At 71.2% G+C, this 18,194-nt stretch carries 15 protein-coding genes; 5 read left to right on the forward strand and 10 right to left on the reverse strand.

All coding sequences use genetic code 11. The annotated features are described in order from the left end of the window. Nucleotides 1–26: 26 nt before the first annotated feature. On the reverse strand, nucleotides 27–1,736 hold the full coding sequence (locus ACIQ7M_RS32685; RefSeq protein WP_403651041.1) for an urease subunit alpha: 1,710 nt from the start codon (nucleotides 1,734–1,736) through the stop codon (nucleotides 27–29). After that, nucleotides 1,733–2,437 (reverse strand): urease subunit gamma, encoded by a 705-nt coding sequence (gene ureA, locus ACIQ7M_RS32690; protein ID WP_355761594.1) that lies wholly within the window; start codon nucleotides 2,435–2,437, stop codon nucleotides 1,733–1,735. The genes ACIQ7M_RS32685 and ureA overlap by 4 nt, the downstream gene beginning before the upstream one ends. Nucleotides 2,438–2,601: 164 nt before the next feature. On the opposite strand from ureA, the gene ACIQ7M_RS32695 reads away from it, so the two are divergent. Beyond that, a complete protein-coding gene (locus ACIQ7M_RS32695; RefSeq protein ID WP_355761591.1) occupies nucleotides 2,602–4,035 on the forward strand; it encodes a cytosine permease in 1,434 nt (477 codons plus the stop codon). Here the strand turns inward: ACIQ7M_RS32695 and ACIQ7M_RS32700 are convergent. The 4 genes from ACIQ7M_RS32700 to ACIQ7M_RS32715 all read right to left on the reverse strand — a co-directional run bounded on the left by ACIQ7M_RS32700 (nucleotide 3,982) and on the right by ACIQ7M_RS32715 (nucleotide 9,014). After that, nucleotides 3,982–5,214 (reverse strand): KamA family radical SAM protein, encoded by a 1,233-nt coding sequence (locus ACIQ7M_RS32700; RefSeq protein ID WP_386984165.1) that lies wholly within the window; start codon nucleotides 5,212–5,214, stop codon nucleotides 3,982–3,984. The two genes, ACIQ7M_RS32695 and ACIQ7M_RS32700, sit on opposite strands and share 54 nt — an antisense overlap. Before the next feature lie 147 nt (nucleotides 5,215–5,361). Beyond that, complete coding sequence (locus tag ACIQ7M_RS32705; RefSeq protein ID WP_403651044.1) at nucleotides 5,362–6,438, reverse strand: hypothetical protein; 1,077 nt, start codon at nucleotides 6,436–6,438, stop codon at nucleotides 5,362–5,364. Nucleotides 6,439–6,594: 156 nt separating this feature from the next. Then, complete coding sequence (locus tag ACIQ7M_RS32710) at nucleotides 6,595–7,683, reverse strand: branched-chain amino acid aminotransferase (protein WP_355761583.1); 1,089 nt, start codon at nucleotides 7,681–7,683, stop codon at nucleotides 6,595–6,597. A 287-nt stretch (nucleotides 7,684–7,970) separates the two neighbouring features. Then, nucleotides 7,971–9,014, reverse strand: a complete 1,044-nt coding sequence (locus tag ACIQ7M_RS32715) for a 3-isopropylmalate dehydrogenase (protein ID WP_403651046.1) — start codon at nucleotides 9,012–9,014, stop codon at nucleotides 7,971–7,973. 142 nt (nucleotides 9,015–9,156) lie between these two features. Here ACIQ7M_RS32715 and ACIQ7M_RS32720 point away from each other — a divergent pair, with 142 nt between their 5' ends. Continuing rightward, nucleotides 9,157–10,758 carry a purple acid phosphatase family protein gene (locus tag ACIQ7M_RS32720; protein WP_403651048.1) on the forward strand — a complete coding sequence of 534 codons (1,602 nt, stop codon included), beginning with the start codon at nucleotides 9,157–9,159 and terminating at the stop codon, nucleotides 10,756–10,758. 102 nt (nucleotides 10,759–10,860) lie between these two features. On the opposite strand, the gene ACIQ7M_RS32725 is transcribed toward ACIQ7M_RS32720, so the two are convergent. Continuing rightward, entirely contained in the window at nucleotides 10,861–10,992 is a 132-nt protein-coding gene (locus tag ACIQ7M_RS32725; RefSeq protein WP_355761576.1) for a hypothetical protein, read from the reverse strand. Between the two features lie 425 nt (nucleotides 10,993–11,417). On the opposite strand from ACIQ7M_RS32725, the gene ACIQ7M_RS32730 reads away from it, so the two are divergent. Beyond that, nucleotides 11,418–12,323 carry an alpha/beta fold hydrolase gene (locus ACIQ7M_RS32730; protein WP_386984170.1) on the forward strand — a complete coding sequence of 302 codons (906 nt, stop codon included), beginning with the start codon at nucleotides 11,418–11,420 and terminating at the stop codon, nucleotides 12,321–12,323. A gap of 52 nt (nucleotides 12,324–12,375) precedes the next feature. Beyond that, on the forward strand, nucleotides 12,376–12,582 hold the full coding sequence (locus ACIQ7M_RS32735) for a DUF5988 family protein (RefSeq protein WP_355761570.1): 207 nt from the start codon (nucleotides 12,376–12,378) through the stop codon (nucleotides 12,580–12,582). A 114-nt stretch (nucleotides 12,583–12,696) separates the two neighbouring features. On the opposite strand, the gene pruA is transcribed toward ACIQ7M_RS32735, so the two are convergent. Next, entirely contained in the window at nucleotides 12,697–14,328 is a 1,632-nt protein-coding gene (pruA, locus tag ACIQ7M_RS32740; RefSeq protein WP_355761567.1) for an L-glutamate gamma-semialdehyde dehydrogenase, read from the reverse strand. Nucleotides 14,329–14,366: 38 nt separating this feature from the next. Then, entirely contained in the window at nucleotides 14,367–15,293 is a 927-nt protein-coding gene (locus tag ACIQ7M_RS32745) for a proline dehydrogenase family protein (protein WP_355761564.1), read from the reverse strand. Between the two features lie 164 nt (nucleotides 15,294–15,457). Here ACIQ7M_RS32745 and ACIQ7M_RS32750 point away from each other — a divergent pair, with 164 nt between their 5' ends. Beyond that, nucleotides 15,458–16,714 (forward strand): PucR family transcriptional regulator, encoded by a 1,257-nt coding sequence (locus ACIQ7M_RS32750; RefSeq protein ID WP_403651052.1) that lies wholly within the window; start codon nucleotides 15,458–15,460, stop codon nucleotides 16,712–16,714. Here ACIQ7M_RS32750 and ACIQ7M_RS32755 read toward each other — a convergent pair. After that, nucleotides 16,711–18,135, reverse strand: a complete 1,425-nt coding sequence (locus ACIQ7M_RS32755; RefSeq protein WP_403651054.1) for a PLP-dependent aminotransferase family protein — start codon at nucleotides 18,133–18,135, stop codon at nucleotides 16,711–16,713. The genes ACIQ7M_RS32750 and ACIQ7M_RS32755 overlap by 4 nt on opposite strands. Between the last annotated feature and the right edge of the window lie 59 nt (nucleotides 18,136–18,194).

Raw genomic sequence — 18,194 nt, forward strand, 5'->3', positions numbered from 1 at the left:
GGGGTGTTCCTTACAGGCTGTGTCCATCAGAGGAAGTACAGGCGGTTGAGGGAGACCGCGTCGGCGGGCTCGGAGTGCAGCGGTTCGCCGTCGAGGGTGACGAGGCCGGTGCGCCCGTCCACGTCGACCGCTCCGGTACGGGAGTTGAGGCGCAGGTCGGCGGGACCGATGCCGCGGGTGCCGCGGACCGCCACACGGCGGCGGCGGGTGGGCATGGTGTCGTTGCCCTGGTCGAGGGCGGCCTGGGCGACGAAGGCCACGGAGATCTCGGCGGGGGTCGCGCCGTGCGCTCCGAACTGCGGTCCGAGGACGAGGGGTTCGCAGGTGTCGGTGGCGGCGTTCGGGTCGCCGACCACTCCGTAGGCCGGGAAGCCGGCCTTCAGGACGAGCTGCGGTTTGGCGCCGAAGTACTCGGGGCGCCACAGCACGATGTCGGCGAGCTTGCCGGTCTCGATGGAGCCGACCTCGTGGGCGAGGCCGTGCGCGATGGCGGGGTTGATGGTCAGTTTGGCCATGTAGCGCAGGACGCGTTCGTTGTCGTGGTCCTCGGGGGCGCCGAACTGGGCCTTCATCTTGCCGGCCATGGCGAAGGTGCGGCGCACGGTCTCGCCGGCACGGCCCATGCCCTGGGCGTCGGAGGAGGTGATGCCGATGGCGCCCAGGTCGTGCAGGACGTCCTCGGCGCCCATGGTCCCGGCGCGGATGCGGTCGCGGGCCATGGCGGCGTCGCCGGGCAGGTCGGTCTTCAGGTCGTGGACGGAGACGATCATGCCGTAGTGCTCGGCGACCGCGTCCCGGCCGAAGGGCAGGGTCGGGTTGGTGGAGGAGCCGATGACGTTCGGGACGCCGGCCATCTTCAGGACGTTCGGGACGTGGCCGCCGCCGCAGCCCTCGATGTGGAAGGCGTGGATGGTGCGGCCCTCGAGCACCTTGAGGGTGTCCTCGACCGACAGGCACTCGTTCAACCCGTCGCTGTGCAGGGCCACTTGGACGTCGTGGTCCTCGGCGACGCGCAGCGCGGTGTCCAGGGCGCGGGTGTGCGCGCCCATGTCCTCGTGGACCTTGAAGCCGCTCGCGCCGCCCTCGGCGAGTGCCTCCACGAGCGGGGCGTCGTGGGAGGACGAACCCCGGCCCAGGAAGCCGATGTTGACGGGCCAGGCGTCGAAGGCGGAGAACGCGTGGCGCAGCGCCCAGGGCGAGTTGACGCCGACGCCCCAGACCGGGCCGAACTCCTGGCCGATGATCGTGGTGACGCCGGAGGCGAGCGAGGCCTCCATGATGCGCGGCGACAGCAGATGGACGTGGGTGTCGACGGCTCCGGCGGTGGCGATGAGTCCCTCGCCGGAGACGATGGACGTGCCGGTGCCGACGACGACGTCGACGCCGTCGAGCGTGTCGGGGTTGCCGGCCCGTCCGATCGAGCAGATGCGGCCCTCGCGGATGCCGATGGACACCTTGCGGATGCCCTGGACGGCGTCGATGACCACGACGTTGCTGATGACGACGTCGCAGGTGTCCCGGACGGCCGCGGCCTTGAGGTGCAGTCCGTCGCGGGCGGTCTTGCCGAACCCGGCGAGGAACTCGTCGCCGGGGAGCTGGGCGTCGGACTCGACGCGAATGGTCAGCCCCGAGTCGCCGAGCCGGACCCGGTCGCCGGCGCGGGGGCCGTGGGTGGCGGCGTACTCGTACGGGGTGAGGCGGCGCGCCTCGGCGGGGTGTCCTCCGGGGCGGCTCATCGCCCGGCCTCCTTCTCGCGGGTGTCCGGTACGCCGAGGTAGCCGCAGGCGGCGGCCCGGCGCAGGGCCTCTTCCCTGGCTCCGGGCGCGTCCAGGGGGCCGTCGACCAGACCGGCGAAGCCGATCGCGACGCGTGCTCCGCCGATGGGCAGGAGCCCCACCTCGCCGCTCTCCCCCGGGCCGAAGCGGACGGAGGAGCCGGCCGGGACGGCCAGCCGCATGCCGTAGGCGGCCGGGCGGTCGAAGTCGAGCCGCGGGTTGGCCTCGAAGAAGTGGAAGTGGGAGGTGACGGAGACGGGCACCGCGGCCGTGTTCGTCACGGTCAGGTGGACGACGGCCTCGGGCTCGGCGTGCTCGGGGCCCGGCAGCAGGGCGCCGGGTGCCCGCTCGCCGAGGCCGCCGCCGATGGGGTCGCCGACCACGGCGAGGCGCGAGCCGTCGTCGAAGACGGCCTCGACGTGCACCTCGGTCACGATGTCCGCGACGCCGGGCAGGACGTCCTCGGGGCCGAGGACGGACCGGGCCGCCTCGACGGCCTCGGCGAGGCGTCCGCCGTCGCGGGCGATCTCGCAGACGGTGTCCGCGATCAGCGCGGTGGCCTCCGGCACGTTGAGCCTGAGGCCGCGCGCCCGGCGGGCCCGGGCCAGCTCGGCGGCCGAGAACAGCAGCAGTCGGTCACGTTCCGTGGGGGTCAGTCTCACGCCGCGACACCTCCTCGCCTTCCTCCGTTTAGAGCATCACTCTAAACGTCGGATTCATGGAAGGGAAACATTGACGGATAAGCATCGGAGGCACCACATTGAGCGTCGCTCTAACTCGTGATGCCGCCCGCACCACGCCAGGTGGCCGTCAAAGGAGACCAGCCATGCCGATCGAACAGCGCGGAGTCGACACGATCCCGGACGAGGAACGCACCAGCGGGCCGCGCGACCTCGTGTCGATCCTGCTCGGTTCCAACCTCTGCCTCGGGGTGATCATCTTCGGCTGGCTGCCGCCCTCGTTCGGGCTCGACTGGTGGTCCTCCGTGAGCTCGATCGTGGCAGGCACGGTCGTCGGAACCGCGCTCACCGCGCCGCTGGCCCTGGTCTCGCTCAGGACCGGCACCAACCTCTCCACCTCCTCCGGCGCCCAGTTCGGCGTGCGCGGACGGCTGGTCGGCTCGGTCGTCGGCCTCCTGCTCGCCCTCGGCTACACCGCGCTGACCGTGTGGATCGGCGGTGACGTGATGATCGGCGTCCTCGGCCGCCTCTTCGGACTCCCGGCGAACGGCGTCTCGTACGCCGTGGTGTACACGGTGCTCGCCGCCGCCACGGTCGCGGGCGCCGTCTACGGCTACCGGGTGCTGCTCGCCATGTCCCGCGCCCTCGCGATCGGCATGTCGGCCCTGCTCGTGGTCGGCGTGATCGCGTACGCCCCGCACTTCACCACCGCGGCGCTCCCGGAGGCGGGCGGCTATCTGCTCGGCTCGTTCTGGCCCACCTGGCTGCTCGCCGCCGTCGCCGCCGGTCTGTCGGGCCCGATCGCCTTCATCACGCTGCTGGGTGACTACACCCGCTACATCTCGCCCGAGCGGCACTCCTCCCGTACGGTCCTGCACGGCACCTGGCTCGGCCTGATCGCCGGTCTGCTGGTGCCCCAGCTCTTCGGCACCTTCACCGCGTACGGGGCCCGCGCGGCCCTCGACTACGCGGGACCGCTGGTCTCCGCGTCCCCCGGCTGGTACCTGGTCCCGCTGCTGCTGGCGGCCTCCGCGGGCTCGGTGGGCAACGCCGGTCTGATGCTGTACTCCATGGGCCTCGACCTCGACGCGATCCTGCCCCGCGCCTCGCGCGCCCGGGCCACCTGCGCGGTCGCCGTCGTCGCCATGCTCTGCGTGTTCGTCGGCCACTACGCCTGGAACGCCCAGTCCGCGATGACGTCGTTCGTCCTGCTGCTGACCGCGATCGGCACGCCGTGGGCGGTCATCACCCTGATCGGTTTCGTCCGCTGCCGCGGGATCTACGACGCCGACGCCCTCCAGGTCTTCAACCGCCGTTCGCACGGCGGCGTCTACTGGTACCGGGCCGGCTGGAACGTCCGGGCCACGGCGGCCTGGGCGCTGGGCGCCGCGGTCGGCCTCCTGGCCGTGTCCCTGCCGTCGTACGAGGGCCCGCTGCTGTCCCTGACGGGCGGAGTGGACTGCAGCTTCATCCTCTCCGGCCTGGTCGGCGGCCTCACCTACCTGGCCCTGACGGCGAACGCCACGTCACACCGGATCGAGCCCGTCCAGGAACCGGCCCGCGCCGAAAGCCGGCTTTAGGTCGCTCCACCAGGTGGCGCGCTCGTCGTAGGCGGCGAAGAACGGGCGCCCCACCAGGTCCGGATCGCGGGCCTGGATGAGGTGCAGCACGAAGACCTTCTCGCCCGCGACCTCCGCCGTCCCGTCCACGCAGACCTTGCCCGGCATCGCCGACATCACCGGGCCGCGCACGGTCCGCGCGAGCCCGGACACCTGGGCGTAGGCGTCGCGGAAGATCTCGTGGCAGCGGGCCAGCGGCACCCCGAAGTAGCCCTGCGGGCCGGTGTCCCGCTCGACGAACTGGTAGTAGGGCACCGCCCCCAGCGCGGTCGTCTCGTTCCACAGCTCGGCCCACGCCCCGGCGCTGTCGTTGATCCCCCTGACCAGCGGACCCTGACAGCGGATCACGGCCCCCGTGTCGCGCACCCGGCGCATCGCCGCGCGCACGGCCGGGGGCCGCAGCTCCTGGGGATGCGTGAAGTGGGCCATCAGGGCGAGGTTCCGGCCGCTCGCGACCACCTTCTCCAGCAGCCTCAGTAGGTCGTCCGCGTCGCGGTCGGTGAGGAAACGGTACGGCCAGAAGGCGAGCGACTTCGTCCCGATACGGATCGACCGGATCGTGTCGATCTCCAGGAGCGGTTCGACGTACCGGCGCAGCACCTCGGTGCTCATCACCAGCGGATCGCCGCCCGTGATCAGGGCGCTGGTGACCTCCGGGTGGGCGCGCAGATAGGCCGACGTGGCGGCGATGTCGTCGGTGGCGATGCGCAGGTCGGACTCGCCGACGAACTGCGGCCAGCGGAAGCAGTACGTGCAGTAGGCGTGGCAGGTCTGGCCCTGGCGCGGGAAGATCAGCACCGTCTCCGGGTACTTGTGCTGGAGACCGGTCAGGCGGACGCCCTCGTGCACGGGGACGTTGGCGTCGAGCTGACCCGAGGGATGCGGGTTGAGCTTCATCCGGATCTCGTGGGCCGCGCGCAGCACGTCCGTCTTCGGGGCGTCCTGGGAGAGCAGGTCGGCCATCTGTTTGAGGTCGGGCTCGGGCAGCATCTCGGCCTGCGGGAACGTCAGCCGGAAGATCGGGTCGTCGGGCACGGCCGCCCAGTCGATCAGCTCGTCGACGACATAGCTGTTCGTCCGGAAGGGCAGGACGGCCGCGACGGCCCGCAGGGCGAGCCGTTCGTCGGGCGACAGCGCCACGCCCCGGAGCAGGCCATCCAGGTCACGCGGGGTGAAGGCACGAAAGCGGGGATGCGTACCGAGGGAGCCTGTGCTCGCGTTCGGAGCCGGGTGGAGCGCTGAGCACATTGGCGACCGGGACCCCTGTTCCGATAATCCGACATCCCGTTATTCCGCGACGAGAGCCTGCGGCCGTAGCTCCACGAAAGCGGTCACGGTCAAGTTCGCATCGTACTTCTCCGCGAAGTGCTGGATGAGTAAGGCGTGCAGGGCGCTCTCGTCGTCCACCACGACCAGTTCGTGTGCGCCGGGGGCGCTCAAGGCATCACTGTGCGCCGACAGTTGGTCCAGTCGGTGGCGTGCCATGTACGACACGAGGTCGTGCCCGGCGACGTACAGCGTGTCGTCCGCGTAGACGAACTGGCAGCTGAAAAGCCTGCGCCCGTCCGTGGCGTCCACGAGGGTCACCGGCAGATGGGTGAACTCCTCCATGGGTTTGCTCTGCTGCCACAGTTCGTCGAACCGCTGCTCGACGAACGTGCCGAGCGGGGAACGGACGGCCACTTCGAGCTGGACGCCCTCGCCGGAGAGACGGCCGACGGTGAGGAAGGAGACGAGGGAGCGGTCGTCCCAGCGGTAGAGGGTCACACCGGGGGACGTGGAACACAGGCGCACTTCGAGGAGATGGCGGCAGTCCTCGTCGAGCCGGTGCGCGAAGCGGTCCAGGGTGCGCAGGTTGCGCATGATGTCCCGGCGAATGTCGGCGCTCTGTTCGCCCAGTTCACGGCCGCGCAGGATGACCGCCAGGGAGTCCGGGTCCAGGAGCAGGATCTGTACGCGGGCGCCGTGCGCGGTGGCCGCCTTGATCCCGCGGAAGAGCCGCTCGGAGAACTGCGGGCCGAAGACGCTGGAGAAGGTGTCGAGGACCTTGACGTTCGAGGTCGCGCCGAAGACCTGGGCGCTGAACCATTCGTAGTCCAGCCGGGTGTGCTCGCGGACCCGGCCCTCCTGGGCGCGGCTGATCAGCGGGCCGATCACGAAGACGGTGACGACGACGCCGATGATGTCGGTGCCGAGGTTGAGGGTGAGGTTCTCCTCGTAGTTGTCCATCCGGCGGCTGCTCCAGAGCAGCAGCGTGGCGACGGCGGCGAGCAGGCCGAGGACGGTGAGGCTCTGCGGACGGCGCGGCGTGCGCAGGGTGCGCAGCAGCCAGCTCGGCCGTGACAGTGGCGACCTTGCCCTCACCTGCGCTCCCTCCGTGGCCGTGCGGGCGCGACGGAGGACACGCTCCCCCCGTGGACTGAGTGGATACCCGTGTCGCCGGGACGCTACGCGTCGAACCAACAGCCGGTCCCCGTAACCCTGTTGGGAAGACGGGGACCGGACGAAGGTGTGCGGGGATCAGGCCAGCGGGTGCATCCAGCCGTGGGTGTCCTCCGTGATGCCGCGCTGGATGTCGAGCAGGGCCTCGCGGAGGCGGAGGGTGACCTTGCCGGGCTCGCCGCCGGACTGGCGCCACTCGGTGCCGTCGCGCTTGACCGTGCCGACGGGGGTGATGACGGCGGCGGTGCCGCAGGCGAAGACCTCGGTGAGGGTGCCGTTCTCCGCGTCGGTCTGCCACTGGTCGATGGAGACGCGGCCCTCCTCGGCGGTGTAGCCGAGGTCGCGGGCGACGGTCAGCAGGGAGTCGCGGGTGACGCCCTCCAGGATGGAGCCGGTGAGGGACGGGGTGACGATCCTGTCGCCGTACACGAAGTACAGGTTCATGCCGCCGAGTTCCTCGATCCACTTGTGCTCGACCGCGTCGAGGTAGCAGACCTGGTCGCAGCCCTTGGCGGCGGCCTCCTTCTGGGCGAGGAGCGAGGCGGCGTAGTTGCCGCCCGTCTTCGCGTCGCCCATGCCGCCGGGAACGGCGCGGACGCGGTCCTCGGAGAGCCAGATCGACACCGGCTTCACACCGCCCGCGAAGTAGGCGCCGGCGGGCGAGGCGATGACGAGGAAGAGGTACTCGTTGGCGGGCTTCACGCCGAGACCGACCTCGGTCGCGATCATGAACGGGCGCAGGTAGAGGGACTCCTCGCCGCCGTGCGCGGGAACCCAGTCGCGGTCCTGGCGGACGAGCGCGTCACAGGCCTCGACGAAGGTCTCCACGGGAAGCTCGGGCATGCCGAGCCGGCGCGCGGAGGCCTGGAAGCGCTTGGCGTTCTTGTCGGGGCGGAAGGTCGCGACGGAGCCGTCGGGCCGGCGGTAGGCCTTGAGCCCCTCGAAGATCTCCTGCGCGTAGTGCAGGGTCATGTTCGCCGGGTCGAGGGAGAGCGGTCCGTACGGGACGAGCTGGCCGTCGTGCCAGCCGCGGCCCTCGGTCCACTTGACCGTCACCATGTGATCGGTGAAGTGGCGGCCGAACCCGGGGTTGGCCAGAATCGCCTCGCGCTCGGCGGCGGCGAGCGGACTGGCGGAGGGCTTGAGCTCGATCGTGGGCTGCGTCATGAGTGGTTTTGTCCTTCACCGGTTGTATGTGACGGGCCGCTCTCACACCCGAACCGTCCGTGGCCAGTGCTAGGACGTCCGAGCATTCCCTCGTTCCGCGGCTCCGCCTCGATTATCGCGCGCGGAGGACCGTGGACGAAACGGTGTGAACACGGCCCGGGGAATGCCCCGGGACCGCCCCGGGGATGACCCAGGGGTCGATGGTGGCACCCGGCGAGGGCACAGCGAAAGCCGCCGGGCGCGGATGCGACCCGGCGGCTGCTACGGAACGTAGGCGGTGCGGCGGGTCAGCCGGCTACTCGCAGGGCGAGCGCGTCGCCGATCTCCTCGGTGCTGCGGGCCGGCTTGCCGACGCGCTCGGCGAGGTCGGCGGAGACGGCCTCCTCGATCCGGGCGGCCTCGGCCTCGTAGCCGAGGTGGCGCAGGAGCAGGGCGACGGACAGCACGGTGGCGCTGGGGTCGGCCTTGCCCTGGCCCGCGATGTCGGGCGCCGAGCCGTGCACGGGCTCGAACATCGAGGGGAACTCGCCGCTGGGGTTGATGTTGCCGGAGGCGGCGACGCCGATGCCGCCGGAGACGGCCGCGGCCAGGTCGGTGATGATGTCGCCGAAGAGGTTGTCGGTGACGATCACGTCGAAGCGCTCCGGCTGCGTGACGAGGAAGATCGTCGCCGCGTCCACGTGGATGTAGTCGGTGGTGACCTCGGGGAACTCCTCGGCCACCTTGTTGAAGATGTTCGTCCACAGGTGGCCCGCGAAGGTCAGCACGTTGTTCTTGTGGACCAGCGTGAGCTTCTTGCGCGGGCGGGCCTGGGCGCGGGCGAACGCGTCACGGACGACCCGCTCGACACCGAAGGCCGTGTTGACGGAGACCTCGGTGGCGACCTCGTGCTCGGTGCCCTTGCGGATGGTGCCGCCGTTGCCGGTGTACGGGCCCTCGGTGCCCTCGCGGACCACGACGAAGTCGATCTCGGGCTGACCGGCGAGCGGGGTCGCGACACCGGGCAGGAGCTTCGACGGACGCAGGTTGACGTGGTGGTCGAAGGCGAAGCGGAGCTTCAGGAGGAAGCCGCGCTCCAGGACGCCGGACGGGACCGAGGGGTCGCCGATCGCGCCGAGCAGGATGGCGTCGTGCCCCTTCAGGGCGTCGAGGTCGGCGTCGGTGAGGGTCTCACCGGTGGCGTGGTAGCGCCGGGCGCCGAAGTCGAACTCCCTGGTCTCCAGCTTCACGTCCTGCGGGAGGACGGCGGAGAGGACTTTGAGCCCCTGGGCCACGACTTCCTGGCCGATGCCGTCACCGGGGATCACTGCGAGATCGATGCTGCGAGACATGACGGCACCGTACTCCTTGTCCCATGGAATGACACACGATGTCCGCCATACGGACAGGAGGGTGTCGCGGCACGTGCACGCTTCGACCCACGTTCACCCGTATGTATGAACGCCGTTGGCGCGGACTGGGAACTTTCCAGACATGACCGCTCCCTCCACGGGGCCCTCCCCCGAGTCCCCCGTCCCCGACGTCGGTATCCCGTACGAACTCGCGCGCGGGATGAGCATGGCGGAGCAGTACGAGTACCTGAGGACGAGGCTCACGCGGCGCCGGGCCCTCGTGGCGGCGAGCGCCTTCGCGGGCGGCGGGCTGCTGGCCGGCTGCGCCCAGGGCGCCGAGGCCCCCGCCCGTGTGGCGTCCGGCCCCTCACCGAACCGGGCCACCGGCAAGGCCCCCGGCTCCGCCGTCACGCCCTTCGGCCGCCACCTCGCCTTCGGCGCGGACCCGAAGACCCAGATGCGGATCTCCTGGCAGGTGCCGTTCGCGGTCAGGAAGCCGTACATCCGGGTGGGCTCGACACCCTGGGACCTGAGCCGCAGGATCGAGGCCGAGGTCCGCCCTCTGCACACCCCGGGCCTCACCGGGCAGCGCGCCGCCCTGGACCAGTACTACCTGCACGCGGCGCTCGACGGACTGCGCCCCGGGTCGACGTACTACTACGGGGTCGGCCACGAGGGCTTCGACCCGGCGAGCAAGGAGCGCCACCCCACGATCGGCCACTTCCGCACGGCGCCCGCGCACCCCGAGAAGTTCGTCTTCACCGCTTTCGGCGACCAGGGCGTCACCCCTGACGCACTGGCCAACGACAAGGTGCTCCTGGGCCGCGGGCCCGCCTTCCATCTGCACGCGGGCGACATCTGCTACGCGGACGGGCTCGGACTCGGCCAACGGTCGGACACCTACGACCCGGCCGCCTGGGACCTGTTCCTCGAGCAGACCGAGACGGTCGCGAAGACCGTGCCGTGGATGGTGACGACCGGCAACCACGACATGGAGGCCTGGTACTCGCCGAACGGCTACGGCGGCCAGTCGGCGCGCTGGGCGCTCCCCTCCAACGGCTTCGACCCCCGGAACGCGCCGGGCGCCTACTCGTTCGTGTACGGCAACGTCGGCATCGTCGCGCTGGACGCCAACGACGTGTCGTACGAGATCCCCGCCAACAAGGGCTACTCGGACGGCCGGCAGACCGCCTGGCTCGACAAGCGGCTCGGGGAGCTGCGCGAGCGGGTCGACTTCGTCGTGGTCTTCTTCCACCACTGCGCCTACTCGACGTCGACGCACGCCTCGGACGGCGGCGTGCGCGACGCCTGGGTGCCGCTGTTCGACAGACACCGGGTGGACCTGGTGATCAACGGACACAACCACGTGTACGAGCGCACCGACGCCATCAAGGGCGGCACGGTGGGCAGGCGGGTTCCGGTGGGCGCCTCGACCGATCCGACCCGGGACGGGATCGTGTACGTGACGGCGGGCGGCGCGGGCAGGAGCCTCTACCGCTTCCCCACCGGGGTCGAGGACAGTTTCGAGGGCAAGGTCACGCGCCACGAGGCCGTCGAGACCTTCCACTGGACGAAGTCGAAGCAACGGAAGACGGACACCGTGGAATGGTCACGGGTGCGGTACACCGGCTTCTCGTTCCTCTCGGTGGAGGCGCAGGCGGGCCCCTCGCCCCGGCTCACGGTGTCGGCGCTGGCCCAGAGCGGTGAGCGCGTCGACCGCTTCGAGGTGCGGCGCGGAACCTGACGGCACGGCAGCCGGGACGGCACGTCGACGAGGTGCGACGCGGGGCGGGACCCCGCGCCGCACCCCTGCGGGTGCGGCTCCCGGTCGAGAGGGCGTCGGGCCTCAGTGGCCCGTCTCTCCGCCGTTGTCCCTGCGGTCGAGGGCGCGCTGGAGCGCGGCGGCGGCGTTCTTGCGGTCGGACTCGCTGCTCGTGCGCGAGAGGTGACGGACTCGGCGGACGGTCGTCTCGGCCATGATGAATCGACTCCTTGCCTCCGGCGGCGCCCGCACGGGCGACCGGAAGTGCGATGAGGGATTTACGAGACGCCGGAGGGGCGGGGAGCGGTGCCGCAGGGGTTGCCTGCCAAGGGCTCCGGCTCACGACCGCCATTCGCTGGGTCGAGCGAGACGTTCGGCTTCTTCCAAGCTAGGCGAGGACGGAGCATCTGTCTCCATAATTACTCGGACTTCCTACTATCTGAGACGGCGGGTTGCGTCACACCGCTCCGACCTGGGACGACGTCCCGCGCGGCACCACCGGCCCGGAGTAACCGGCGGGCGCACCCGCGACCCGCACCTTCACGTGCCCTAACCTTTAAAAATTACTTGACCAGTTAGAGGTGGTCGTGCTGAACTGATCCCACCACTAAAAATACTTTCAGGGGTTAGGGGATCCGATCATGCGCAGTCACCCGGTCCACCACCGCGCCGTCACCGTCGCCGGCCACCGCATCGCCTACCGCGAGGCGGGCCCCGCGGACGCTCCCGTCCTGCTCCTGCTGCACGGCTTCCCGTCCAGCTCGCACATGTTCCGGGACCTGCTGCCGCTGCTCTCCGACCGCTACCGCCTGATCGCCCCCGACCACCTCGGCTTCGGCCGCTCGGACGCCCCGGCGGCCACCGACTTCCCGTACTCCTTCGACCGGCTGGCCGAGATCACCGGGGAGTTCACCGAGCGGCTGGGCCTGAAGGAGTACGCGCTCTACATCCAGGACTACGGCGCCCCGATCGGCCTGCGCCTGGCACTCGCGCACCCCGAACGGGTGACCGCGATCATCACGCAGAACGGCAACGCCTACGAGGAGGGGCTGGGCGCGGACGCCTGGGCGCCGGTGCTGGCACTGATCGAGAAGCGCACCCCCGAGACGGAGGCGCCGGTCCGGGCGATCAGCGGCCCGGACGGGATCCGGTGGCAGTACCTGACCGGCGTCCAGGACCCGACCCTGGTGAGCCCCGACGCCTACGAGCACGACGCCGCCCTGATGGCCCGCCCCGGCCAGCCGGAGATCCAGCTCGACCTGATCTCCGACTACGGCTCCAACTTCGCGCTCTACCCGGCGTTCCAGGAGTACTTCCGCACCAGCCGGGTCCCGCTCCTGGCGGTCTGGGGCGGCAACGACGAGATCTTCGTCCCGGAGGGCGCCCTCGCCTTCCGCCGCGATCTCCCGGACGCCGAGATCCATCTGCTCCCGACGGGGCACTTCGCCCTGGAGACGCACGCGGCACAGATCGCGGCCCTCGTCCGGGACTTCCTCGGCCGCGGCGCGACCGCCGACGGCCGCGCGGCGCGTCACCCGCACGACTGATCCTCGGCGAGGCATGCCGCATCGGGCTCCGGCAACGGGAAACGGTGACGGCATGAGCGACACGACCAGAGCACTGCTTGAGGGCGGCCCGGACGACCTGCCCGATCGGATCGTCCCGGCCCCGGACCCCGGATCGGACGTGAAGATCGCGTTGCGGGGTGGCTACGAACACTTCAGGGCGACCCCGCGGCACGCGGACTCGCCGGAGGGCAGGCTCCCCGTGTACGAGTGGTGGGAGCGCACGGAGCTGCCCGGATAGCCCCGGGGGCCGGAAACTGGAACCGCCCCCGCTCCACGGACGGGGGAGACCGTGGGGCGGGGGCGGAGTGGGTGACGGGCGGCCGGCCCGGGGGCCGACCGCCGCGTTCGGCTGTCAGCCCATGTGCGGGTAGCCGTAGTCGGTCGGCGGGACCAGCGTCTCCTTGATGGCGCGGGTCAGCGTCCAGCGCATCAGGTTCTGCGGGGCGCCCGCCTTGTCGTTGGTGCCGGAGGCACGGCCGCCGCCGAAGGGCTGCTGGCCGACGACGGCACCGGTCGACTTGTCGTTGATGTAGAAGTTGCCCGCCGCGTAGCGGAGCTTCTCCATCGTGTACGCGGCCGCCGCGCGGTCGCCGGAGATGACCGCGCCGGTGAGCGCGTAGTCGGACGCCGACTCCATCTGGGTCAGCATCTCGTCGTACTTGTCGTCCTCGTAGACGTGGACGGCGAGGAAGGGGCCGAAGTACTCGGTCGTGAAGACCTCGTTCTCCGGGTCCGAGCACTCGACGACGGTCGGGCGCACGAAGTAGCCGACGGAGTCGTCGTACGTGCCGCCCGCGACGATCGTGCAGGTCGGGTCGGCCTTCGCACGGTCGATGGCCGCCTTGTTCTTGGCGAAGGACCGCTCGTCGATGACCGCGCCGATGAAGTTCGACAGGTCGGTGACGTCACCCATGGTCAGGTAGTCGACCTCGGCCGCGAACTCCTCCTTGAAACCGGAGTTCCAGATGGAGGCCGGGACGTAGGCGCGGGAGCTCGCCGAACACTTCTGGCCCTGGTACTCGAAGGAACCACGGGTCAGGGCGGTCTTGAGGACCGCGCGGTCCGCCGACGGGTGGGCGACCACGAAGTCCTTGCCGCCGGTCTCGCCGACCAGACGCGGGTAGGAGCGGTACTTCTCGATGTTGTTGCCGACCGTCTTCCACAGGTACTGGAAGGTCTTGGTCGAGCCGGTGAAGTGGATGCCGGCGAGGTCGCGGTGCTCCAGGGCGACCTTGGAGACCTCGATGCCGTCACCGGTGACGAGGTTGATGACGCCCTTGGGCAGGCCCGCCTCCTCCAGGAGCTGCATCAGCAGCACGGCGGCGTGGGTCTGCGTCGGGGACGGCTTCCACACGACGACGTTGCCCATGAGCGCCGGAGCGGTGGGCAGGTTGCCCGCGATCGCCGTGAAGTTGAAGGGCGTGATCGCGTAGACGAAGCCCTCAAGCGGACGGTGGTCCATGCGGTTCCACACGCCCGGGGAGTTCGCCGGCGGCTGCTCGGCGAGGATCTGGCGGGCGTAGTGGACGTTGAAGCGCCAGAAGTCGACGAGCTCGCAGGGGGTGTCGATCTCGGCCTGCTGGGCGGTCTTCGACTGGCCGAGCATGGTGGAGGCGGCCAGCGTCTCGCGCCAGGGGCCGGCCAGCAGCTCGGCGGCACGCAGGATGATCGCGGCGCGGTCGTCGAAGGCCATCGCGCGCCAGGCGGGGGCGGCGGCGAGGGCCGCGTCCACGGCGTCCTGGGCGTCCTGCTGCGTGGCGTTGGCGTAGGTGCCGATGCGCGCCTTGTGGTTGTGCGGCTGCACGACGTCGAAACGGTCGCCGCCGCCCATCCGCCTCTCGCCGCCGATGGTCATCGGCAGGTCGATCGGGTTCTCGGCCAGCTCCTTGAGCTTGACCTCCAGGCGGGCACGCTCGGGCGAGCCGGGGGCGTAGCCGTGCACCGGCTCGTTGACGGGGGTGGGGACCTGGGTCACAGCGTCCATAAGTTCCGTAACTCCTTGAGTCGAGCGGGTGTTCGGGCTCAGCCCTTGGTGAGGATCGAACGCGCGAAGAAGAGCAGGTTCGCCGGCTTCTCCGCGAGGCGGCGCATGAAATAGCCGTACCAGTCGGTGCCGTACGCGGTGTAGACGCGCATGCGGTGGCCCTCGGCGGCGAGCCGCACGTGCTCGTCGCTGCGGATGCCGTAGAGCATCTGGAACTCGTACTCGTCCAGTTTGCGCCCGGCCGTCCGCGCGAGCTCCTGGGCGATCGAGATGAGGCGCGGGTCGTGGGACCCGATCATCGGGTAGCCCTCGCCCTCCATGAGGATCTTCAGGATGCGGACGTACGCCTTGTCGGTCTCGGCCTTCTGCTGGTACGCGACCTCGGCGGGCTCCTTGTAGGCGCCCTTCACCAGACGGACGCGGCTGCCGCTCTCGGCGAGGCGGCGGGCGTCGGCCTCGGTGCGGAACAGGTAGGCCTGGATCACACAGCCGGTCTGCGGGAAGTCCTTCCGCAGCTCCTCGTGGATCGCGAACATCGAGTCGAGGGTGGTGTGGTCCTCGGCGTCCAGCGTGACGGTGGTGCCGATGGCGGCGGCGGCCTCGACGACCGGACGGACGTTGGCCAGGGCCAGCTCGTGGCCGCCCTCCAGGGCCTGTCCGAACATGGAGAGCTTGACCGACATCTCGGCCTTGGTGCCGAGGCCGAGCTCCTTGAGGCGGCCGATCAGCTCCAGGTACGCGTCACGGGCGGCGTACGACTGCTCGGGAGTGGTGATGTCCTCGCCGACGACGTCCATCGTGACCTCGAGGCCCTTGCCCGTGAGGTCCTTGATGATCGGGACGACCTGGTCGACGGTCTCACCGGGGATGAAGCGGTCGACGACCGGCTTGGTCACCGGGGCGGCCGAGATCAGACGGCGCATCTTGTCGCTGCGCGAGGCGGCGAGAATCACGGGACCCAGCACGGGGCACCTCCACAACGAAGTCAGCAGGAGGCCGAATCCCGACGATTCGGGTACGGCACGGAGAACCACCGTGAAACCTAGGGATCTCTCCGATCCTGGGCCATCGACAGCTGTCACGCATCCCTGGCCCAGATCTCAGACATATGTATGAAGGGCTCCCGGAAATGCGCGAGAATACCGGGGTGAGCGGTGAACACAGAGGCGACTATCAGGAGCTGGTCGACGAGATCTCGGCGCTCCTCGGCGTCCCGGCGACGCTGGAGAACCGCGATTTCGAGCTGATCGCCTTCGGCGCGTACGACAGCGAGGACGACCTCGATCCGACCGCCCTGGACCCCGTGCGCACCCGCTCGATCCTCACCCGGCGGTCCACCACCGCGGTCCGCACCTGGTTCGAGGGCTTCGGCATCACCCGCGCGACCGGGCCCGTCCGTATCCCGCCGACCCCCGAGGCCGGGGTCTACCGGGGGCGGATCTGTCTGCCGGTGCGCCACCGGGGCGTCGTCCTCGGCTATGTCTGGCTGCTCGACGACGACCCGGGGCCCACGGACGCACAGCTCGCCGGTGCCATGCAGGTGGCCTCCCGCCTCGGCGCGCTGCTCGCGGACGAGGCGCAGGCCGGTGCGGATCTCACCCGGGAGCTGCGTGCCGTGCTGACCGCCGAGCGCGGCTGGCAGCGGGACATGGCGGTGGCCGAGCTGCGCACGGCGCTCGGTCCGCGCGGCGAGGGTCTGCACACGGTGGTGTGCGTGGCTCCGTGGTCCTCGGCCGATCCGGACGACGCCCCGTCCGCCCGTACGGTGCCGGGCGCGACCGCGCTGTGCACGATCCCGTGGGGCACCACCGGCCAGAGCCTGGCCCTGCTGATCCGACTGCGTTCGCCGGACGTCATGACCCCGGCGCTGACGGCGGCCGGCCGGTTCGTACGGGAGGCCGCGGGCGTCCGCGGCGGCGACCGGGGGGCCGCCTCCGCCGGTAGCGGTACGGGAGCGGGCTCCTCCCCCGGTGGGACGGCGGCCGCCGGGGTCGCCGGAGCCCGGGAGGGGCTCGGGGAGCTGGGGGCCGCCTGGCGCGAGGCGGCGGCGGCCGCGCGTGCGGTGCTGGCCGAGCCGCGGCTCGGTCCGGTCGCCGAGTGGGGGGCGATCGGCCCCTTCCGGCTCCTCACCGCCCTGCCGCCGGACGCGGCCCACGATCCCGCCGTGAGCACCCTGTTGGGCACCGCCCACCGCGAACTCGCGCGCACGGCCGAGGTGTTCCTCGACCGGGCGGGCCAGGCCGGGCGCACGGCCGCCGAGTTGGGCATCCACCGCCAGACGCTGTACTACCGCCTGTCCCGCGTGGAGCAGCTCACCGGCCTGGACCTGGACGACGGCGAGGACCGGCTGCTGCTGCACATGGCGTTGAAGGGGGCGCGGCTCTAGGTCGTGTCCAGGCCGGCCCCGCCGGTCAGCAGGTCTCCGACGGCCGCCACGCCCTCGGTGATCGCCCGCTCCCCCACGTCACCGAAGCCGAGCACCAGCCGGGGTGGTGTCGCCGACCCGTCCGAGCGGCACGCGCTCATGCCGTACAGGCCGACGGAGCGCTCCCGGGCCGCGGCGACGACGGACCGCTCGTCGGCGTCCGGCGCGAGATGCAGGACCGCGTGGAAGCCGGCCGCGAGCCCGGTGAGCCGGACCTCGGGAGCGTGTGCGGCCAGCGCGTCGACCAGGGCGGTGCGCCGGGCCGCGTAGACCGTGCGCATCCGGCGCAGATGCCGGTCGTGGCGCCCGGACTCGATCAGCTCGGCCAGCGCGAGCTGATCGAGGGTCGGGGAGCCCCGGTCGCTCAGGCGCTTGGCCTCCGTCAGCGAGGCGGCGAGCGCGGGCGGGCAGAGGATCCAGCCGATGCGCAGCGCCGGGGCGAGGGACTTGCTGACGGTGCCGATCGAGACGACCCGGTCCGCCGCCAGGCCCTGGAGCGCGCCCACGGGCTCCCGGTCGTAGCGGAACTCGGCGTCGTAGTCGTCCTCGATGACGTACGCGTCCCTGCGCATGGCCCACTCGATCAGGGCGATCCGGCGTCCGGGGGCGAGGACCACCCCGGTGGGCCACTGGTGGGCCGGGGTGACGATGACCGCGCGGGCCCCGGTCGCGTCGAGCGCGCGCACGTCGACGCCGTCCTCGTCGACCGGTACGGGCACGGCCCTCAGACCCGCGGCACCGGCGGCGGCCGACGCGGTGGCGGGGCCGCCCGGATCCTCGTACGCCACCACCCGCACCCCGGCGAGCGCCAGGCTCCGCAAGGTCAGTCCGAGCCCCTGCGCGTAGCCGGAGCAGACGATGATCCGCTCGGGGTCGGCCGCGGCCGCGCGCACCCGGCGCAGATATCCGGCCACGACCTCGCGCAGCACCGAACTCCCGCGCGGATCGCCGTAGTCGAGACCCGACGTCGGCATCGCGCGGGCCGCCTCGCGGGTCGCCCGAAGCCAGTCGGCGAGCGGGAAGCTCCCCAAGTCCGGTACGCCGTGCCGGAAGTCGGCGATCAGGCGCGGAGCGGCCCGGTCCCGGGATACGGGCGCGGGCGGCACGTGCGCTCCGGCCGCGACCCGGGTGGCGGAGCCGACCCGGGTCATCAGGTAGCCCTCCGCCTGGAGTTGGGCGTAGCAGTCCTGGACGAGGCCGCGTGACAGACCCAGTTCGCGGGCGAGTTCGCGGGAGGAGGGGAGCCGTTCCCCGGGGCCGAGGCGGCCCGTGCGGATCGCGTGGCGCAACTGGCGCTCGAGCTGGGCGCGCAGGTGCTCGCCGCTGTCGCGGTCGACGGACAGCAGCAGCTCGGGTGACGAACCGGTCCACTGCGGAGGCATGGAATTGGAGCTTACCGGCGGTCCGGCGGGAACCTAGCGTCGTTCCCATGACACCTTCC

It is taken from the genome of Streptomyces sp. NPDC096324, from assembly GCF_044763015.1.
In the GTDB taxonomy this organism is placed as follows: domain Bacteria; phylum Actinomycetota; class Actinomycetes; order Streptomycetales; family Streptomycetaceae; genus Streptomyces.

Excerpts from the sequence above, each read along its gene's own strand:
- ACIQ7M_RS32685 (WP_403651041.1), bottom strand. The coding sequence starts at position 1,736 with ATGAGCCGCCCCGGAGGACACCCCGCCGAGGCGCGCCGCCTCACCCCG.
- ACIQ7M_RS32695 (WP_355761591.1), top strand. The coding sequence starts at position 2,602 with ATGCCGATCGAACAGCGCGGAGTCGACACGATCCCGGACGAGGAACGC.
- ACIQ7M_RS32710 (WP_355761583.1), bottom strand. The coding sequence starts at position 7,683 with ATGACGCAGCCCACGATCGAGCTCAAGCCCTCCGCCAGTCCGCTCGCC.
- ACIQ7M_RS32715 (WP_403651046.1), bottom strand. The coding sequence starts at position 9,014 with ATGTCTCGCAGCATCGATCTCGCAGTGATCCCCGGTGACGGCATCGGC.
- ACIQ7M_RS32720 (WP_403651048.1), top strand. The coding sequence starts at position 9,157 with ATGACCGCTCCCTCCACGGGGCCCTCCCCCGAGTCCCCCGTCCCCGAC.
- ACIQ7M_RS32725 (WP_355761576.1), bottom strand. The coding sequence starts at position 10,992 with ATGGCCGAGACGACCGTCCGCCGAGTCCGTCACCTCTCGCGCACGAGC.
- ACIQ7M_RS32730 (WP_386984170.1), top strand. The coding sequence starts at position 11,418 with ATGCGCAGTCACCCGGTCCACCACCGCGCCGTCACCGTCGCCGGCCAC.
- ACIQ7M_RS32735 (WP_355761570.1), top strand. The coding sequence starts at position 12,376 with ATGAGCGACACGACCAGAGCACTGCTTGAGGGCGGCCCGGACGACCTG.
- pruA (WP_355761567.1), bottom strand. The coding sequence starts at position 14,328 with ATGGACGCTGTGACCCAGGTCCCCACCCCCGTCAACGAGCCGGTGCAC.
- ACIQ7M_RS32750 (WP_403651052.1), top strand. The coding sequence starts at position 15,458 with ATGCGCGAGAATACCGGGGTGAGCGGTGAACACAGAGGCGACTATCAG.
- ACIQ7M_RS32755 (WP_403651054.1), bottom strand. The coding sequence starts at position 18,135 with ATGCCTCCGCAGTGGACCGGTTCGTCACCCGAGCTGCTGCTGTCCGTC.